At 41.4% G+C, this 2,945-nt stretch carries 3 protein-coding genes; all 3 read left to right on the forward strand.

All coding sequences use genetic code 11. The annotated features are described in order from the left end of the window. The first annotated feature begins 218 nt into the window (after nt 1-218). Nucleotides 219-1,577, forward strand: coding sequence for an FAD-dependent oxidoreductase (locus F6K49_RS38935; RefSeq protein WP_293105865.1), 1,359 nt, complete (start codon nt 219-221; stop codon nt 1,575-1,577). A gap of 103 nt (nt 1,578-1,680) precedes the next feature. After that, nucleotides 1,681-2,718 carry a sulfite exporter TauE/SafE family protein gene (locus F6K49_RS38940; protein WP_293105867.1) on the forward strand — a complete coding sequence of 346 codons (1,038 nt, stop codon included), beginning with the start codon at nt 1,681-1,683 and terminating at the stop codon, nt 2,716-2,718. Further along, a partial coding sequence (locus F6K49_RS38945; RefSeq protein ID WP_293105869.1) for a hypothetical protein occupies nt 2,711-2,945 on the forward strand: 235 nt, incomplete at its 3' end. The genes F6K49_RS38940 and F6K49_RS38945, both read left to right, overlap by 8 nt.

The following is a 2,945-nucleotide window of genomic DNA, read 5'->3' on the forward strand; positions in this document are numbered from 1 at the left end:
TACTGAATCAGCCTTCTGAGGATATTTTGAATTCATTTGCTCAACAAATGGAACAGTTTAAACCAATGAAAAAGGATGGATTTAAGTCAACCCAAATAGCGACTTTCAAGGCTTTAGTGCGTATGATTGAGCGCATCGATCCATCCTATAAGGAGTGATAGCACTACAACAGACAATAAGAAACTTCTTTCATCTTAGACTCAAGATCAAGGGCAATTGTGGTCAACATTTGTGCTGGTGTCAGCCCTGAGAGACTCGTGAGAAAGGGCAAACCAAAACACGTACTGATTCTCGGCGCTGGCATAGCCGGACTGGTATCGGCCTACGAACTGATGCGAGCGGGTCACAATGTAACAGTGTTGGAAGCCCGTCTCCGACCAGGTGGGCGCATTCTAACGTTCCGGGAACCCTTTGCCGATGGGCTTTATGTGGAAGCTGGGGCGGCTCGCATCCCCGAAAATCACCACTGGACTCTCAAATACTTAGACCATTTCGGTCTGCAAGTGGCACCCTTTTATCCAGACAAACTGGATTTTGTCCATTACTTGCAGGGTAAGCGGCTTAGGGTCAAGAGTGGTACAGAGGTCAAGTTGGGTCAATATCCTCTTGATCTTACTCCCGCAGAAAGGGAAATGAGATTAGAGGAAATAGTAAAAAAGGTTTGTAGACCGCTTTTTACAGAACTCGGCGATCCTACCTCCCTTGAGTGGCCTCCCGAACCTTTAAGGAAGTACGACCAGCTCACAGTAAGAGAGTTTATCGATAGTCAGGGTATCTCCCCCCAGATTGCTAGGATGTTCGGGTTCGGTTACCTGGATTTTGCCAAAAACAATGTTTCTGTACTTGAGATCTTGCGTTTGATGGCTCTCGGAGTCAGTGAAAAGCAGATGTTAAAGATTGTCGGAGGGGCAGATCAACTAACAAATGCTTTTGCAAACCATTTGAAAGATAAGATCCACTACGGAGCAGAAGTTGTGGAAATCGAAAGCGATCGCTCTCAAGTCCGTGTCGCCTATGTTCAAGGAGGAGTGACCCAGACCATGGCAGCAGAATACCTGATTTGTACCCTTCCCTTCAGCGTCCTGCGCCACCTAAAAATTACTCCATCCTTATCGGAGAAAAAAAACCGGGCAATTCAGGAAATATCTTATCTTTCCTTGTCCCGTATCTTCTTGCAAGTCAGGAAACGTTACTGGTTAGACCAGGGGTTGAACGGTTTTGGTTTAGCAGACTATCCCACTGAACTCTGGCACTCCAGTTTCGATCTACCCCAACAAAGGGCTATATTGGTTTCCTATATGAAGGGAGAGCCATCGCAGAGTCTGGCCACCATGAGTGAAGCAGAACGAATAGAATATGCGATCGCCCAATTAGAACCCATGCTTCCTGGTCTAGAGGAGTATATTGAAGGTGGTCTATCCGTATGCTGGGATGAAGATAATTGGGCAAAAGGTGGACATGTTCTGTTGAGTGCTGGACAAGTAACTGGACTACTGCCACATACTGCTAATCCTGAAGGGCGCATACATTTTGCGGGCGAACATACCTCCCCTTGGCACGGCTGGAAGGTGCCTTAGAATCAGGCTATCGTGCCGCAATCGAGATTAACAACATTTTTTAGCAGCAACTAGCTAGCACAACTTATTTCTTCTTTCAAGCAAGCCATAACTAGTAAAAATTATGTCAATAAAAACCAAAATATTAAAGTTTGTTAAAATCTATCAATCTCATTTAACTTTAAGACAAAAAACTATAGTAATAATCGCACTCATAGTGTGGAGTATTTGGCTGAATACCCTTGGTATACAAGAGGCAATAGCATATTGTTACAATCATTGGGAGATTGCTTTAACAATGATGTTTGGCTCTATAATTGCTGGAGGAACAAGTATTGGTGGAGGAGCAGTCGCTTTTCCTGTATTTACTAAATTGCTAAATGTTTCACCTCATGATGCTAAGGTATTTTCCCTAGCAATTCAAAGTGTTGGTATGAGTGCCGCCTCAGTAGCAATTTGGGTGACAAGAATTAGGGTGGAGTGGCGGACGATCATTTGGGCTAGCATTGGAGGAGCATTTGGTATTTGGATTGGATTAGCTTTTTTTTCTCATTTTTTTCCCCCAGATATGATCAAGATGTCTTTTACCATGATGATCGCTAGTTTACCCTTTAGTTTAATCATGTCAGGAAAGAAAAGACAATACTATTTACAAGTCAATAATTGGAGTTTTATAGAACGAGTAATATTCTTTTTTACTGGGCTATTGGGAGGAATAATGAGTTCTTTAGTCGGCAATGGAATTGACATTTTAACATTTTCTGTAATGGTACTTTTATTTCGTATCAGTGAGAAAGTTGCCACTCCTACCTCGGTTGTTTTGATGGCTATAAATGCTGTAATAGGATTTACTTTACAAGTGTTTTTTATCAAAGATTTTACTGATCCGGCGCTTAGTTATTGGCTAGCTGCAGTTCCTGTAGTTGTTATCGGTGCTCCTTTAGGAGCTATGTTTTGCAGCCTATTACGTCGCCAAACTATTGTCAATATTCTTATTGGTCTAATCTTGATTGAGTTGATCACTTCTTTCCTCATAATTCCCTTGAAAGTCACAACTATTTCTGTGAGCTTAATAATATTTATCTTGTTCTCTTTGCTCAATTACTGGATGTATTACACTGATATTTATGCAATAAAATTTACGTCTAAAAATAATGATTAAATTCAATAGTAATACTCCGATAATAAATAATATTAAATTAGACAGTAACGTGGGGGAAGAACTTTTCGCTCAGTACGATCCATTTGGGAGCTATCGTGCAATGCAATTAGCTACCAGGAGAACCCCTTGGTGGAATTTATTCGTAGCCAAACTAATAGATTGGACTATCTTTAGAGTAGCATTATTACCTTTACCACTTGCGCTAGTATCAAGCGTTTTTTTGGTAA

It is taken from the genome of Moorena sp. SIO3I6 (assembly GCF_010672095.1).